The organism is Psychrobacter sp. AOP7-B1-25, assembly GCF_052376195.1.
Lineage (GTDB): Bacteria > Pseudomonadota > Gammaproteobacteria > Pseudomonadales > Moraxellaceae > Psychrobacter.
On the sequence record NZ_JBQSVK010000009.1, the window covers coordinates 101,030 to 117,883 of the forward strand.

At 41.8% G+C, this 16,854-nt stretch carries 15 protein-coding genes; 7 read left to right on the forward strand and 8 right to left on the reverse strand.

The features are described from left to right. Positions 1–68 precede the first annotated feature (68 nt). Complete coding sequence (locus ACT3QR_RS09085; protein ID WP_444521025.1) at positions 69–1,001, reverse strand: DUF808 domain-containing protein; 933 nt, start codon at positions 999–1,001, stop codon at positions 69–71. A gap of 405 nt (positions 1,002–1,406) precedes the next feature. Between ACT3QR_RS09085 and ACT3QR_RS09090 the strand changes: the two genes are divergently transcribed. From ACT3QR_RS09090 to ACT3QR_RS09110, 5 genes are all read left to right on the forward strand, one after another. After that, positions 1,407–2,261 carry a DsbC family protein gene (locus ACT3QR_RS09090; RefSeq protein WP_444521026.1) on the forward strand — a complete coding sequence of 285 codons (855 nt, stop codon included), beginning with the start codon at positions 1,407–1,409 and terminating at the stop codon, positions 2,259–2,261. A gap of 401 nt (positions 2,262–2,662) precedes the next feature. Further along, positions 2,663–4,018: a homoserine dehydrogenase gene (locus ACT3QR_RS09095; RefSeq protein WP_444521027.1), complete on the forward strand. Its 1,356-nt coding sequence runs from the start codon at positions 2,663–2,665 to the stop codon at positions 4,016–4,018. Positions 4,019–4,128: 110 nt separating this feature from the next. Next, a complete protein-coding gene (locus ACT3QR_RS09100; RefSeq protein WP_444521028.1) occupies positions 4,129–5,310 on the forward strand; it encodes a thiolase family protein in 1,182 nt (393 codons plus the stop codon). A gap of 400 nt (positions 5,311–5,710) precedes the next feature. Continuing rightward, on the forward strand, positions 5,711–6,559 hold the full coding sequence (locus ACT3QR_RS09105; RefSeq protein ID WP_444521029.1) for a DUF2382 domain-containing protein: 849 nt from the start codon (positions 5,711–5,713) through the stop codon (positions 6,557–6,559). A gap of 240 nt (positions 6,560–6,799) precedes the next feature. Continuing rightward, positions 6,800–7,402: a YsnF/AvaK domain-containing protein gene (locus ACT3QR_RS09110; protein ID WP_444521030.1), complete on the forward strand. Its 603-nt coding sequence runs from the start codon at positions 6,800–6,802 to the stop codon at positions 7,400–7,402. Positions 7,403–7,537: 135 nt separating this feature from the next. Here ACT3QR_RS09110 and ACT3QR_RS09115 read toward each other — a convergent pair whose 3' ends face one another. Both ACT3QR_RS09115 and secA read right to left on the reverse strand, forming a co-directional pair. After that, positions 7,538–8,068 (reverse strand): hypothetical protein, encoded by a 531-nt coding sequence (locus tag ACT3QR_RS09115; protein ID WP_444521031.1) that lies wholly within the window; start codon positions 8,066–8,068, stop codon positions 7,538–7,540. A 229-nt stretch (positions 8,069–8,297) separates the two neighbouring features. Next, complete coding sequence (gene secA, locus ACT3QR_RS09120) at positions 8,298–11,081, reverse strand: preprotein translocase subunit SecA (protein ID WP_444521032.1); 2,784 nt, start codon at positions 11,079–11,081, stop codon at positions 8,298–8,300. 453 nt (positions 11,082–11,534) lie between these two features. Between secA and mutS the strand changes: the two genes are divergently transcribed. After that, positions 11,535–14,636 (forward strand): DNA mismatch repair protein MutS, encoded by a 3,102-nt coding sequence (gene mutS / locus ACT3QR_RS09125; protein WP_444521033.1) that lies wholly within the window; start codon positions 11,535–11,537, stop codon positions 14,634–14,636. 206 nt (positions 14,637–14,842) lie between these two features. Next, complete coding sequence (gene fdxA, locus ACT3QR_RS09130; RefSeq protein ID WP_444521034.1) at positions 14,843–15,166, forward strand: ferredoxin FdxA; 324 nt, start codon at positions 14,843–14,845, stop codon at positions 15,164–15,166. 116 nt (positions 15,167–15,282) lie between these two features. On the opposite strand, the gene ACT3QR_RS09135 is transcribed toward fdxA, so the two are convergent. From ACT3QR_RS09135 to ACT3QR_RS09155, 5 genes are all read right to left on the reverse strand, one after another. After that, positions 15,283–15,372 carry a hypothetical protein gene (locus ACT3QR_RS09135; RefSeq protein ID WP_444521035.1) on the reverse strand — a complete coding sequence of 30 codons (90 nt, stop codon included), beginning with the start codon at positions 15,370–15,372 and terminating at the stop codon, positions 15,283–15,285. An 85-nt stretch (positions 15,373–15,457) separates the two neighbouring features. Continuing rightward, positions 15,458–15,640 (reverse strand): hypothetical protein, encoded by a 183-nt coding sequence (locus ACT3QR_RS09140; protein ID WP_444521036.1) that lies wholly within the window; start codon positions 15,638–15,640, stop codon positions 15,458–15,460. Beyond that, a complete protein-coding gene (locus ACT3QR_RS09145; protein WP_444521037.1) occupies positions 15,624–15,770 on the reverse strand; it encodes a prepilin-type N-terminal cleavage/methylation domain-containing protein in 147 nt (48 codons plus the stop codon). Before ACT3QR_RS09145 ends, ACT3QR_RS09140 begins: the two co-directional genes overlap by 17 nt. A gap of 113 nt (positions 15,771–15,883) precedes the next feature. Then, positions 15,884–16,345 (reverse strand): acyltransferase family protein, encoded by a 462-nt coding sequence (locus tag ACT3QR_RS09150; protein WP_444521046.1) that lies wholly within the window; start codon positions 16,343–16,345, stop codon positions 15,884–15,886. Further along, a partial coding sequence (locus ACT3QR_RS09155; RefSeq protein WP_444521038.1) for an acyltransferase family protein occupies positions 16,324–16,854 on the reverse strand: 531 nt, incomplete at its 5' end. The genes ACT3QR_RS09150 and ACT3QR_RS09155, both read right to left, overlap by 22 nt.

A 16,854-nucleotide genomic window follows, 5' to 3' on the forward strand; every position in this document is an offset into this window, starting at 1 on the left:
TGACGATGCAATGATACACTAACCAGTCTATTGTTGACGCCTATACTCTTTGGCGCATTTATCCTGATTTAGTGCGCAGTAGAATCACTACCACGCATTTTGCCAATGGTTGTAATAATGGCCACTACAATAGCACCAACAATCAGCCCGACCAGCCCGTTCAATAATGAAGCGGTCAATCCTTCAAACACACCAGTAAGATGAGCAATGTCTTCTACGCTATGATGTAAAAAGCCAATACCGTGGACGATAATACCGCCACCAACTAGGAACATCGCAATCGTACCTGCTATCGATAAGAACTTCATAAGCTTTGGTGCAGCTGCAAGCATAAACTCACCAAACTTGCGCTTGCTATCACCTGACTGAGAATTCTCGATCAGATGTAGACCTGCATCATCAATTTTGACAATGCCTGCAACCAAGCCATAGATACCGACTGTTACCACAGCAGCTACAATCGAGAGCACGATACCTTTTTGGACAATATCGCCACCAGCAGCTGTGACCGCGCCTAAGGAAATAACAATAATCTCAGCTGATAAAATAAAATCAGTACGTATCGCGCCTTTGATTTTGTCTTTTTCAAAGGCAACTAAGTCTATATCATCATCCGCGTTGGCTTTTAGGCGGGCGTTTTGCTCTTCATCATGAGGCAGCAGTTTTGGCCAAAATTTATGAATGACCTTTTCAGCCCCTTCATAACTCAGATACAGTCCTCCGAGCATCAACAGCGGGGTAATCAACCACGGAATAAAATAACTGATCAAGAGCGCCGCTGGTACTAAAATCACCTTATTCACGGCCGAGCCTTTGGCAACCGCCCAAATGACAGCAAGTTCGCGACTTGGCTTAACCCCTGTAACCTGCTCTGCATTGAGCGCCAAATCATCACCAACTAAGCCTGCGGTTTTTTTGGCGGCGACTTTGGTCATGACGCCTACATCATCCATTAAGATACTGATGTCATCGAGTAAGGTTAATAAACTGGCACCTGCCATGCGTGCTCCTTAAAGCAAATTTGTTAAAGTAAGTCGTTCTCAGATGGTTCGTAAAAAGTATTTTATATAATATTTTATGAAAATAATGCGATTAGCTTTAGACTACAAGTTCAAGCAACTATATTAAATAGCACAAATGTATCTTATTTTTTAAATTTATACTGATAGCTATTCTTTAAAGTTGGCCTGACTTATACTTCTTGGCTACCTTCCCTTCACTACTATTTAGCACAAATATGGTAATATGAAGGCTATTACTGCCTATCTTTTATTATCAATAAGTTGTAAAAACTTCTTTAATGTTAAACCTTTAAAACAGTACTAAGACACATTACTATATAGAAAAGTTCACAGCGCTTTTTACAACGAACTCATGATTAGGCGAGACGCCTATAGGAAACCCGTATGCCGTTCCCCACTATCAAAAATACCACCTTACGTAACCCTCTTTCTCGTACCGTTCTATCTCGTTTTATGATGAGTGCTCTGCTGGTTGGTATCGCTGCTGGCTGCTCAAACAATGCCGCTGATGCAACCAGCAATACCAGCGTTGTAAACGCTGTACAGACAAAAACCACTACTACTAAGCCCTCAGCTGATAATGATGCAACCGTGGTACAAGCTTTACAGGCGAATCTAAAAAGCTCTGGTATTGAGGAAACTATCGTTTCAGCTGTACCGACAGATATGGATGACATTTATTGGGTGACTGCTGAAGGCCTACCTCCTTTCTTTACTGATAAAGCGGGTAAGCATATTATTCAAGGTCAGATTATCGCTGTGGGTGATGCCGCTCCGGTCGATATCAGTGCCGCCTTAACTGCTACGACCGCACAAGAAGCACTAAAAGCCGTCGATAAAAAAGACATGGTAATTTATCCAGCTCAAGGTGAAACCAAAGCCGTCATTTACGCCTTTACCGATGCAGACTGTGGCTACTGTCGCAAACTACATTCAGAAATGGATGATATCAATGCACGTGGTATCGAAGTTCGTTATTTAGCTTGGCCACGCAGTCAACAGTCTGTTCCAAAGATGGAAGCTATCTGGTGTAGTCAGGATCGTAAAGCGGCGATGGATCAAGCAAAAATCGGTGCCAATGTGCAAGCCCCTAGCTGTGTCAATCCTGTCCAAGAGCATATGGCTTTAGGGTCAAAACTTGGTGTGCGCGGCACCCCTGCTGTGTTTACCGAAACAGGACAGCAAGTAGGGGGCTACCTACCTGCAGCAGAATTGGCACAAGCCGTAGGCGCTAACTAACAACTTGAGTTATTAATATTAGTTACTCATATTAAAGTGACTAATATGAGCCACTAAGCATAAATGACATATGCATATGCCAAACAAGATTGAAGCTAACACTTTTGTACAATCGTCAGCTGATATAACCTTGATAATGTTGTCTTTATAACATTGATATTTATGACATGACCTTTATGACATTTGTAGACGTCACAACGCCTTGTCGGTATGATACGATAAAGCACGATGCAAAATGAGTAACACCCTTTTTATTTGCGCTTTTTTTATTCAACTATGATGAAGTAAATAAGCAGACAGGACTAGACAATGCACACAAACGCTATGTTTTTTGTTGCAGCCTCATTTGATACTGTCATTGCTTATACTTACTTTATTGTATTTAACCTCTTGAGGATACTGTGAGTAATTCCATCAAACTAGCGATACTTGGTCTGGGCACCGTCGGAACGGGCGTGATCAATCTGATCAACGACAATTTAAATGAGCTAAAACGCCGTAGCGGACGCGACATTATTATTACCGAAGTGGGTACGCGTCGTCAGCGTGATGATATTGATGCCAATATCATGCAAAACAGCGATCTGATGGCAATTGCCGCAAGCGATAACGTCGATATTGTTATCGAAGTGATTGGTGGTACTACCTTAGCAAAAGACGTCATTATGCAGGCTATCAAAAACGGCAAGCATGTAGTCACGGCAAACAAAGCTTTGCTTGCTGAACATGGTAATGAAATTTTTGCCTTCGCTGAAGAGAATAATGTACACGTCGCTTATGAAGCAGCGGTGGCAGGTGGCATTCCAATCATCAAAGTGATGCGTGAAGCACTTGCTGCCAACAAAATCGACTGGCTCGCTGGCATCATCAATGGTACTGGCAACTTTATCATGACAGAAATGCGTGACAAGGGTCGTCCTTTTGCCGATGTATTAAGCGAAGCGCAAGAGTTAGGTTATGCAGAAGCGGATCCTACTTTTGATGTTGAAGGTATCGATGCTGCTCATAAATTAGCACTACTCGCCTCTATCGCCTTTGGTATTCCACTACAGTTTGACAAAGTATACTGTGAAGGTATCACTGGTATTACCCTACAAGATGTAAACTACGCTGAAGAACTTGGCTACCGCATCAAACATTTAGGGTTTGCCGTACGCCGAGATAGTGAAAAAGCTGGTGACGCAGGTGTTGAATTACGGGTACACCCGACACTTATCCCGCAAGATGCGCTACTGGCTAACGTCAATGGTGTGAAAAATGCCGTACTGGTCAACTCACACCCACTTGGGCAAACGCTCTATTGCGGCGATGGTGCCGGTGCTGGTGCGACAGCCTCTGCAGTGATGGCTGATGTCATGGACTTGATTCGTGTACTCGGTAGCAAAGACAGCAACGATCAGAGTAACAGCGATCAAAATAACCATGGTCATCATGTTCCGCATTTAGCATTTATTCCTGAACAGCTATCAGACACGCCTATATTACGTGCTGATCAGATGGTGACTGGATATTATTTGCGGGTGCATGCTTATGATAGCCCAGGTGTACTGGCAGATATTACTCGCATCCTAAGTGATGCTGGTATCAATATCGATGCCATCTTGCAAAAGCCTGCACATAAAGTAGGTCAGGTACCTGTGATTATTCTGACGCTACCTGTGGTCGAGAGTCAGATGAATCTTGCTATCGAAAAAATTGAAAAATTAGAAACCATTACTGATAAAGTGGTACGCATACGATTAGATGAGCTAGCATAAACCAAACACTGAAGAAGACAGATGCTTATAATATAAACAGAAGCTAGCCAATTGGCATCTGATTTCTTGGGTAGATACTTAATCAAAAAACACAACAGGGAATAATAACGATGTCAAATGATGCAATTGTAATCTTAAACGGTGCACGTACACCAATGGGTGGCTTTCAAGGCGCACTAAAAGACATGAGTGCTACCGAGCTGGGCGGCGCTGCTATTAAAGCGGCTGTTAAACGTTCAGGTGTTAGTGCTGACAGCATTGATGAAGTCATTATGGGCTGTATCCTGACTGCAGGTCTAGGTCAAGGCCCGGCGCGTCAAGCTATGCGTAAAGCAGGTCTACCGGATGCAACTGGTGCTGTTACGATCAATAAGCTTTGTGGCTCAGGCCTAAAAGCAGTCATGCAAGCGCATGATGGTATCAAAGCGGGCAGCTTCAACGTCGCTGTTGCAGGTGGTATGGAATCAATGACCAATGCACCATACATTATGCCAGGATCACGTGGTGGCTACCGTATGGGCCACAAAGAAGTTAAAGACCATATGTTCTTGGACGGTCTAGAAGATGCCGATACTGGTAAGCTTATGGGCATGTTTGCTCAAGAAATGGCAGATGAAAAAGGTTATACACGTGAGCAGATGGATGAGTTTGCTATTGAATCGCTGAATCGCGCTTTAACTGCTATCAAAGACAATCATTTCAAAGATGAAATCGAACCTGTCACGTTTAAAACTCGCAAAGGTGAGCAAACTGTCGATACCGATGAGCAGCCTGCCCTTGCTAACGCTGATCGTATTCCTACGCTGCGCCCAGCATTTGCTAAAGACGGTACCATTACCGCCGCAAACGCTAGCTCAATCTCAGACGGTGCTGCAGCTGTCGTGGTTATGAAAGAGTCACAAGCAAAAGCTGAAGGTCTTGATTACCAAGCTCGCATCGTCGCTACTGCCTCAAACTCTCGTCATCCGAGCGAATTCACTATTGCGCCAATCGGTGCCATTGAAAAAGTATTAGCAGGTGCTGGTTGGTCAGTAGAAGACGTAGATTTATGGGAAATCAATGAAGCCTTTGCGATGGTTACCATGGCTGCAATGGACGAGCTGAAAATTGACCATGCTAAAGTCAATATCGAAGGCGGTGCCTGCGCGCTTGGTCATCCAGTAGGCTGTTCAGGTGCTCGTATCCTTATTACGCTTATCAACTCTCTAAAGCGTACTGGCGGTAAAAAAGGTATTGCCACGCTATGTATTGGCGGCGGTGAAGCGGTGGCAGTAGCTATCGAACTGCTTTAATAGCGCAGGCTTAGATAAGCATCTAATCATCAGACTACAGTCCGTCTAAATAATTTAATTGAATACTTTCTAAAACCGCTTGGTATCAGACCAAGCGGTTTTTTATATTTATCTACTTGAAATACATAGAAAATATTGCAAATTGTAAGCTGACGTTAATTTGCACCCTTGATTCTGTTATACCGTTTACAGCCTCTTACATGCCATTACGGCAAGTGCACACTTTGCTACCTTGCTCCTATATCTCATCAAAAATCACGATGATAGAGTAGTTACAAGTTGATAGGGAAGCTATTTACTTGGTCCACCGTTAACTGTAGTACATATTACTTTGCACGAAATTAATAACGACATTAACTATTAAATTATAAAAATAAACTCGCGAATAAGGAATACAATAATGAGTCAACTAATCCGTTTAAAAGACATTCAAGCAACTCACCAAGAACTCATTGGTGATGATTATTATGATCCAACACACAAAACAGCCTATGGTATCAATGAAGAAAAAATCGGTAAAATTGAAGGTGCATTAGTAGAAGACACTACTGGGCGTATCCGTTATTTGATTGTCGATGCTGGTGGTTGGTTTAGTTCAAAAGAGGTGTTGGTACCAGCTGGTCTAGCACGTATTGTAGGAGACGATGTATTCTTTGATAGCTTAACCAAAACACAAGTAGAAGCTATGGATGTATACGATCATGATTACCAGTACAGCTATAAAGAGCAGTATGAGAAGGATCAACAAGCTTTTACTGCAGATGCTTTACCAGTTGAAGAGCGTATGGATATCACAGACAACGCATATGAAGCGCCAAACACGTTGGAGCTACTAGAAGAGCGACTTACTGTGAATAAAGACCGTATTGTTGCTGGTTTGGTAAAAGTAGGCAAACATGTGGTTACTGAAGAGCGTAACGTTAATGTAGACCTGGAAGAAGAACATGCGAATATTCAGCGTACAACTGTAGATCGTCCAACAGAGCGCCGTATTGGTGATTTAGGCGATAACGAAACTGTCGAAGTAGAGCTAGAAGCTGAACGTGCTCGTGTAAATAAAGACACCTATGTTGCTGAAGAAGTGAGCGTTGGAAAAACAACTGAACATCACACCGAAACTTTGGTTGAAACCATTCAGCGTGAAGAGCTAGATGTAGATAACGATGGTAACGTGGTTGATCGTGAAGGCAATTTGGTAGATCGTGATGGCATTACAGCAGATGATGTACGACATGCTCGTGGTATGTAATCTATTGAAGCAACGTAACTTGATGACGTACTAGATAAAAGATAGTGAAATACTGCTATCTGATAAAAGGACCGGAGACTCTCTCTGGTCTTTTTTATTGATCGGTATTTTTTAACGTGACTGAATGCATTTTGTTGCATGATTCATACTGATAAACGGTCACTATATTTAGTATCTTAAACCGTATAGATAGCTTTAAAAATTTATAATCCATGATGCCTATATAATAAGGAAATACTTATGTCTACTAACGACAATAAAATTACTGATAATAATGGTAGCCTATACAGAGATAATTTAGATCATACAGGTGATAGTAGTGTAGAAGGAAGGAAGGAAGCAGGCGATATTAAGAATACCGTCAACGTTGGTCATCTTGAATTATTAGAAGAACGACCTGTTATTAACAAAGAGCGTTTAGATGTTGGTAAAGTTACTGTTACCAAACATGCTCGTACCAAAACCATCGATGTACCTATCGAGCTGATAGAAGAGTATATTACTGTACGCACCGACTATCACGATGCGGAGAGTCAAGACCTGCTATCTGGCAACTATGATGAAAAAGATATTCTACGCCATGTAGAGCCATCGCTTGACAGCAAAGCTGTGGTTACTATTAATGGTAAACAAATAGAAGTGGGCGATGAACCCATTGAAATCGTACTATCACGTCAGGTAGCCACTATTACCAAAGACACTTATGCTATTCAAGATATCGAAATAAACAAAAGCACCCATATACATACTGATAGTATTCAAGTGGAGCTCAAGCATGAAGAGTTAGACGTAGTGGAAGAAGGTCTGCTAGCTCGTGGCTCTGATAAGACAGAGTTAAAATAAGCGCTTATAGCTTAGTCACTACAAGCTTATATTAATAAAGACTATTCGGAAAAATAAAAAAGCAACGCTAGCTTAGCGTTGCTTTTTTTACACTTACTATTTGCCAATTATTGCAGACAAGGTATTGCAGACCAGTTATGAAACTTCATTACACTCGAATGTATTAACATTTGACTCATCTGCACCAGCGGTACGCATAACGCCAGTTTTACGATCTTCGTGCCCTACACGCCATTGTGTGAAGCCTTGACCGCCATCAATTGCGGTTGCCACTTCAAACGCTTCAGGATTACTACCTTCATTGGTCTGATTCAAAGTGACTGTGCCCATATCAGTTGCGACAACAACTTGGTTGGTATCTTCTTTATAAGTCGCCTCAATTTTTAGTTCGGGTGTACATAGATACGACATCTGCATGACGCCGCTGTTTACTGAAGCGGTCGTATCACCTTCTACCTCATTAAGCGAAGCGTCTTCGGTATCGACGACGACATCATTAGGTTCAGCAGGCTCCGCTGACATTGGAACAGACTCTTCTGTATTGACGCCTTCCATACCCGCTTCTGGCTCTGGTTGCTCTTGACAGGCACTAACCGTCAAGGCGCCAGCCAACAAACTTGTTAAAACTACTGAGCTGCGTACTTTTTTTAAGAATTCTACACTCATAACACTCTCCCAAATAAATATGTTAATCACTATAGCGTGTCCATAAATTCACGCCTATGTTGAATTTGTAAGTAATCAATACAAAGTGTTTGTGGGTCTTAGTCTAGCAAATTTTAACATTGGATAAATTAACTAGCAGATATAAAAAAGCCCCCATCTATTTTAGATAAGGGCTTCTTCAAACAAGAACTTTTTTAGTACATAGCTATCATCTTGCCATGATTAGTGACTATATTTTACCATGACACTGCTTGTATTTGAGACCTGAACCACAAGGACAAGGCGCATTGCGGCTAATATTCATACCTGCGTATGGGTTTGGCTCACCGGCTGTGCTACCTGCTACTGAAGCCGCTGCTGCTGCGCTAGCTACAGAACGATTTTGAGGTTGCGGCTGTGCAGCTGAGTTACTTGCTCCACTGTCTAAATTATCTACATCGTCATGCTCAAACTGCATTTGCATATGGGCAGCGTTCTCACGTTGCTGAGCTTCTAATGCTTCTAGCTCCTCCTTAGTTGGAATATGCACACGTGACAAGTCTTGTACGGTCTCAGACTTAATCGCACCAAGCATCATTTGGAACAGTTCAAACGACTCACGCTTATATTCTTGTTCAGGGTTTTTTTGTGCATAACCACGCAAATGAATACCTTTACGTAGCTGGTCCATCTGCGTTAAGTGCTCTTTCCAATGCTTATCTAGACTCTGTAGCATGAAATGACGCTCAAGTTGGGCGGCATCCTTTTCACCCATTTGCTCACGGCGACTGTGATAGCGATCTATCGCCGTTTGAACGATTTTTTCACGCAGGCCTTCTTCATCTAGACGACGATCTTCATCCAACCAATCGTTAATTGGCATTGAGATTTTGAACTCGTCTTCTAATTCGTCTTCTAATCCGTCAATATTCCACTGATCATCAATAGAGCCAGGTGGAATAAACTGATTGATCATCGCGTTATATACTTCGTGATGCATCACCTCGATGGCTTCTAATAAATCCATCTCTGCTAATAGATCATCACGCTGACCATAGATCACTTTACGCTGCTCATTGGCCACATCATCGTATTTCAGTAGGTTTTTACGAGCGTCAAAATCGCGACTCTCAACTTTGCCTTGCGCGTTTTCAATCGATTTGGATACCATTTTATGTTCAATGGCTTCGTCTTCTTTGAGACCCATCGCACGCATCATATTGACCACGCGATCGCCTGCGAAGATACGCATTAAGTCATCTTCGAGCGATAAGAAAAAGCGCGACATACCAGGATCGCCTTGACGACCGGCACGACCACGCAGCTGGTTATCAATACGGCGTGATTCATGGCGCTCAGAACCAATAATATGCAAGCCACCAGCTTCAACCACTTTGTCATGCTTGACTTGCCATTGATCCTTTAGGCGCTGCATCTCTTCTGGACTGACCGCGTCGATATCTTCGATAAACGACTGCCAGTTACCGCCAAGGATAATATCCGTACCACGACCGGCCATATTAGTCGCAATAGTGACTGATGTTGGACTACCCGCTTGGGCGATGATTTCTGCCTCACGCTCATGCTGCTTAGCATTCAAGACATTGTGTTTCACGCCTTCTTGGTCGAGCAAATAAGACAACTCTTCACTGGCTTCAATCGTCGCTGTACCGACCAGTACTGGCGCACCTTTGGCTTGAATTTCTTTGATCTCGCGAATGATACCTTTATATTTACCTAACTTAGTCAAGAAAATCTGGTCATCCATATCGATACGAGCAATTGGCTCATGCGTTGGAATAACAATGACATCTAGGTCATAAGTAGATTTGAACTCGGAAGCTTCAGTATCAGCTGTACCTGTCATACCAGACAACTTTTCATACAGACGGAAGTAATTCTGGAAAGTCGTTGTGGCGAGCGTTTGGTTCTCTGCCTGAATTTCGACGTTTTCTTTGGCTTCTACTGCTTGATGTAAGCCTTCTGACCAACGACGACCAGGCATGGTACGGCCTGTGTTTTCATCAACGATGATGACTTCGCCTTCATCCACAATATAGTGAACGTTTTTGACAAATACATGGTGGGCACGAATCGCTGCTTGAACATGCGCCAACAATGGTAGACGACTTGGGCTATATAAGCTTTCGTTTTCACCAAGTTCGCCCACTTCAATTAAGAAGCGCTCAATTTTTTCATAGCCTTTTTCGCTAATCTCAATTTGGCGATTTTTTTCATCGATCCAGAAATCTTCGTCTTCATTGTTCTTATTTGCTTCTTCGTCTTTTGAGCGGATCAACACAGGAATAATCGTATTAATCAGCGCGTACATGCGCGAAGAATCTTCGGCTTGCCCTGAGATAATGAGCGGTGTACGAGCCTCATCAATCAAGATTGAGTCAATTTCATCGATAATACAGAAGTTTAGCGGGCGTTGCTTTTTCTCAGCAAGACTAAAGACCATGTTATCGCGCAGATAGTCAAAGCCGTATTCGTTATTGGTACCATAGGTAATATCGGCTTGATAAGCTTCGATCTTTTCTTGCGGCGGCTGCTGTGAGTAAATCACACCAACGGTCATGCCCAAGAACCCGAACAGCGGACGGTTTAGCTCAGCATCACGCGCGGCCAAATAGTCATTTACCGTAACTAGGTGAACCCCTTTACCACTGATAGCGTTTAGATACATGGCCAAGGTTCCCATCAGGGTTTTACCTTCACCAGTTTTCATCTCAGCGATTTTACCTTCGTGTAGGGTGAGACCACCGATCAGCTGCACATCATAGTGACGCATATTGTTGACACGTAATGATGCTTCGCGGCAGACAGCAAATGCCTCTGGCAACAATGCATCTAAGCTCTCGCCTTTTTGATGACGAGCTTTAAACTCTTCGGTTTTTTGTTGTAATTGCTCATCAGACAGGGCTTGAATTTCAGCCTCTCGTGCGTTGATCTTGCTGACCACTTTACGCATGCGTTTTAATTCGCGGTCATTTTTGGTGCCAACCACACCGCCTATAATCTTTGATAACATAATTTTTTGACCTATGGAATATTCGATAATTAGTACGCATTAGCCAAAGCTTAGCTCACGGCCTTGTCCTCATTCGACTAAGTACTACCTAATTTAGTATCGCCCAATTAAGTGTGCCGTCATTATATATGGTTATGGCGCTGATGGATACAAGGGCAACGAGTGGATATTTACCACGGTAAAAACCCAGTATGACGTGTTAAAATAGCGAATACTTTCTTAAATTTCTTAGCTTTTTTAGCGACTTTTTTATTTGTCGTAGTTTGATTCTTATACCTTGCTATCGCTGCATATTAGCTCAATATTTATTGTTGAGCCATTTATCTACAAGTGACTGCCGTATTGATAAAGCCAAAGCGATATATCAAGCTCATACATAAGAAAAACGACCCTTTAACGCTCCCATCAAAAACTATTTATTACCATTCATTAAAGCACTATAAGAGACTCTGCATGACCGTAAAGCCATCTGTAAAAAATCAGTCGTCCAATCCTAACTCATCAGAAAAACCCTTACCAAAACAAGAGAACTCTGACTGCTTAAACATAGGCGATGCCGTCTATAACCTAGCAGACCATACGCCAATGATGGTGCAATATCTAACCATGAAAGCCAACTATCCACAAGCATTGCTTCTGTACCGGATGGGTGACTTTTATGAGCTGTTCTTTGACGATGCTAAGCGTGCGGCGCAAATATTAGATATCACATTAACGCGCCGTGGTACGGATAAAGCAGGTAATACAATCGCAATGGCTGGCGTGCCCTTTCATGCAGCTGATAGCTATATGGCACGATTGATCGCTGCTGGTCAGACGGTGGTTGTATGTGAACAAATTGACGAATCGTCAACTGGCAATGCTAGCAATAAATCCAACACTCCTGCGATGGGCGACAAGCAGAAGAAAGACAAAAGCAAATCTGCTGCTGGTAGCATCATGCGACGTGAAGTGGTTAAGACGCTTACTGCAGGCACTATTACTGATGACGCATTGATTGGGCCCAATCATACGCCGACTGTGGTCGCTATCGATATTGCAGTTGTAAAAACGCAAGACAATAGCCAGACCTTACAAGCAGCCGTTAGCCAAATGGATTTGGCCGCTGGTACACTGACTACCCAGACACTGATAGCAGATAAAAACGATATCGATAGTTTGCAAACTCAAATGCTTACTGTATTGGCGCGTTTTGCGCCCAGTGAATGTATCATTAGTGAATCACTCAGCGATAGTATTGGCGGCACTGATACAGAGTGGCTACTGTGGTTACGACAAAATCTGGACTGCCCTATTATAGAAGTCGCTGCCAATGATTTTCATCGTGAGCATGCCAGTGACACGCTTTGTCAGCAGTTCGAAGTCCAGCGTCTCGACGGGTTAGGTATTCATGAAGCTCCATTGGCTCAATCAAGCTGTGCCGCGTTGATTCACTATGCGCGTCAGACTCAGCAACGCCACGTACCTCAAGTCAACCAACTCATCGTCGAGTATAGTGATGACTACTTAATTATCGATGCCAATAGCCAGCAAAACCTTGAGCTATTTACCTCTGTTAGTAGCAACGGCACTTCTTTAATATCTGTGCTAAATTACTGTCAAACGCCGATGGGCAAGCGCTTACTTGTGCAGCAAATGAAGCGTCCACTGCGGCAGCATTCACGTATCAATATGCGTCTAGATGCGATAACTTGTTTGCTAGCCCCAAAGAGTGACTCAATTGAGTCAAACCAAGACTTGGAAAATGGCTCACTGGTGACACGTTTACGAGAAACGCTGAATACTATTGGCGATATTGAGCGAATCAGCAGTCGAATCGGGCTCATGAGCGCTAAGCCTCGTGACTTACGTAAGCTCGCCGATGGTATCGCTAGTAGCGCTCAGCTTACTACTCTATTGACAGCATCGGGTATCAGCCATGAAGACGCTGGCCTGTTACCAATGCTGATGCAGCAATTGCCAGCGCAACTACCTGCTGTTCAATTCGTCGCTGAGTTAATCGAGCGTGCTATTGTCATAGAGCCACCCGCTCATACCCGTGATGGTGGAATGCTGGCGGCGGGCTTTGATGAAGAGTTTGATCGCCTTATCCATTTGCATGACAATATCCAAGCGACGCTAGACGAGATGGTCGAACGTGCCCGTCAAGACAACCAACTACCAAGTCTAAAAGTCGGCTTTAATAAAGTCAGTGGCTTCTATTTTGAATTGCCCAAAATGCAGGCGAAGAATGCCCCAGCCCACTTTATCCGTCGGCAAACACTCAAAAGTAGTGAGCGTTTTATCACTGATGAGCTAAAGGAAGTCGAGACAGAATATCTAAGTGCCCAGTCCTTAGCATTGGCGCGTGAAAAGCAGCTGTATCAAGAGCTGCTCACTCAACTAAACCAACACTTGGCTGATCTACAGCAGCTTAGCGCGGCTATCGCCCAGTTAGATGTGCTAAGCAATTGGGCCCAACTTGCCATGATGTATAACTGGCAACGTCCAATCATGGGTCTGCATGCAGAAGACCAAAGCGAATCAATGGTTAAAAACAAAACCAACATTGATATTCGTCAAGGTCGTCACGTTGTGGTTGAAGTGGCATTAAATCAAACGAATGCGAACAATAGGAGTAGTCATTCCTTAAGTACAAACCACTTTGTTGCCAATGACTGCGTGCTAGGTAGCTCCAATGCTAATGAGGGACATCCTGAAAGGCTGCTTCTTATTACTGGCCCTAATATGGGTGGTAAATCGACCTATATGCGCCAGACCGCACTAATTGTACTGCTCGCTCATTGTGGAAGCTTTGTACCAGCAGCCAGTGCTCATATTGGTGATATCGATCGTATCTTTACCCGTATTGGTTCAGCTGATGATTTGGCTGGTGGTAAATCAACTTTTATGGTAGAGATGATTGAGACGGCTAACATCTTAAATCAAGCAACCAATAAATCACTGGTATTAATGGATGAAGTCGGACGCGGTACTGCCACCACTGACGGTTTAGCCATTGCCCATGCCTGTGTCAATCGCCTAACTGAGATTGGCTGCCTGACATTATTTGCCACTCATTATTTTGAGCTGACCCAATTGACGAAGGGTACTGGCAATCACCATACTAATATCCGTAACGTTCATGTCGCAGCCAGTGAAGTTGATGGTCAATTGCTACTACTTCATCAAATTAAAAAAGGTGCAGCAAGCTCTAGCTTTGGGTTACATGTTGCAAAAATGGCAGGCATTCCCACTCAAGTACTAGAGAATGCTAAGCGCTATTTAGCAGACAACTTACAGTTAGACCATTTAACCGTAGATAAAGCAAAAACTATTGATGATAAAAATGAATTAGCTAAGTCAGTAAAGGATGAACGGCATGAAAGTTATAATGATGCTACTCTAAATCAAGAAATAACTCATACTACTCAAGCGCCAAACATGTTGAATAATCCAAAACAAAATCAGCTATTTAGCTTGCAAGACGAGCTGAGTATGATCGACCCTGATAGCTTAACACCTAAGCAAGCGCATGATTTACTTTATCATTTGAAGAAAATCATTAGTCATTAAAGGGAATTGTCAAAGCGTAGTAAAGGCGCTAAAATACGTTTTATTTTCCAACTATTCTATGTAGCCCTTGTAGTTGATTTAATTTAAAAGAATTCCAATGCAGCTGAGCGCAGAGGTATAAATAATACTTCAGGCAAGGCTGACACAATAATTCTTTTAAAGTGAATTGACTATATCAGCCAATCCAATAACAGGTAGACCTCACTATGACCTTTGTCGTTACAGATAACTGCATTCTTTGCAAATACACCGACTGTGTAGAAGTCTGTCCTGTGGACTGCTTTTATGAAGGCCCAAACTTCCTCGTCATCGACCCTGATGAGTGCATCGACTGCGCGCTATGCGAGCCTGAATGTCCTGCCAATGCGATCTTCTCAGAAGATGAAGTACCTAAAGATCAAGAAATATTTACCCAGCTAAATGAAGAGTTAGCACAAAAATGGCCAAACATTACTGAAATGAAAGAACAAATGCCAGAAGCGGCGAAGTGGGATGGCGTAGAAGGTAAGATTCAATATTTAGAGAGGTAATCCTCTTCCTAAAGTATCTATATATTGAGCCAATAAAAAACCACCTAATAGCGATATACTATTAGGTGGTTTTTTATTGATTAGAGAATACGTTAGCCTTTTCATTAAACAAATAATTATAGGCTATTATTATAGACACACGAGTTTGGTAGATATAATGCTTCAATATTACTACTACAGCTCCACGCTCCGCTACTGGTACGCAACCATTCTATTTTTTACCGGCCAGTTTTGGGTTAACTTGATTGGATACGATCACAGTAATACTAGTAGTAAGGGTTAAAGGGTTTGTCACTGTACCACACCTGTATTATTAGGTAAAACTACGCCCACTTGTGAACCACCTACTACTAAATTAGAAGCCGATGCTCTTGGATCACACTCATCTGTATCTAGCCCAATAACAGTTCTACCTGTTTGTAAGCACTCTTCGACCGACAACCGCAGTTGCCCTACCTCATTTACTACCCTCATAGCTTGCTTGCGTTTTACCAATGTAAATCTGATACTGAGGTATCGCAAACGCTGCTAGAACTACTATAATAGTGATAACCACCATTATCTCAATAAGAGTAAAGCCAGACTGGCCGTAGGAAATGGTCATGATATATTAAGCTCTAGATAATTATACTATTATTAAGCACAATCTATGCCATGTCTTAATTCATCCAATGGATGGTAGCTGATTAGCTGCTCACTATAGTATAATATTTATTATTATTGATACCTTTGAGGTAAAGTAAAAAGAGCTGAAAATAGCTTTCGATTATTACTTAGATGTAACATTAATAAGCTAAACAATATTGTTAAAATCATCATTGTTACATATATCATTATGTAGTTATCGGCAACCCCCGAATTAAAAATAAGTGAAAGTATGTTGGCTATAGGAAGATGAACTAGGTAGATAACCAATGAGTTTTTTCCTATATACTCTAGAAGTCTTATATTACCTGATGATATAAAGAGCCTTGAAATAATAGGTATAAGCAATAAACATGAAATAGAGTAATGAAAAGTATAAGAACTACCATTATATAATAATAGATTTTCTAATGTTGAAAACACCCCGATCGTACCAAATACTATTAGTACAATTATATTAACATTATAAATATTTTTAGTTAGACGGTTTATATCTTGTCCTAAATATGAGCCTAAAGAGAAGAAAAAAATAATGAAACGAACTTATTTAGTTGAAAATTTGTTATGTCATAAAAAAATAATATTATATAAACTATAAGACTCAAGATTACGGGTAAGGTATAGCTAACTTTATTTAAGAAATAGATAACTATAAAGTAAAGAAGTAAATTATAAAGGAACCACATATGTAATATTGGAAATGCAAATGTTTCTAGAAGTGATTTATTAAATACATCTCCTGATAACTGACTCACAAAATGCATTTGATAGAAAGTTATTACTGTCCAAATTAGGTAAGGGTATAATATGTTCTGGACTTTACCTTTGAAAAAACCAAAAAAGCCTTTTGAGGTTGAATAACTTACAAATAGACCTGATAAAAACACTAACAATGGCATTCTTAGAGGAGCTACAATATCTGTAAAATTTTCTAGAAACTTATCAGCATCAGGAGCTATCTGATAGACTTTATTAACTACATGCAAGTGAATTACTAGTATTATTGCCGCACCACGTAGAGAGTCAATCCAGTGGAGTCTTTC